General features: G+C 58.9%; 1 pseudogene. It reads left to right on the forward strand.

Going from position 1 to position 333, the window contains the following annotated elements:
- A pseudogene (locus tag ACXIUA_RS01275) lies at positions 1-333 on the forward strand (IS256-like element ISCau1 family transposase); the annotation flags it as partial.

Consider the following 333-nt stretch of genomic DNA (forward strand, 5'->3'; position numbering starts at 1 on the left):
CGCAACCAAGTCGCCCCAGAAGAGATCCCAAAACGTATCCGCGACAACCAGCAATGGTGGTACACCCATCCCAGAGCCCGCAGAGCCTACCGCCGATTCGAGCGTCTCTACCAACAAGGCCACCTCTTCGTCTGGCTCAACCCACCACACCGCACCACGACCACGCTGAAGACCACCACAAACAGCCTGGAAGGCGGCATAAACGCACAACTAAAACACCTCGCCCGAGCCCACCGCGGCACATTTGACGAACACCAGCGAATCATCATGGACTGGTGGCTCTACCTGCACACCCAACACCACGATGACCCGCTGGCGCTAGCAATCGAGCAA

It is taken from the genome of Corynebacterium sp. UMB8791 (assembly GCF_054166365.1).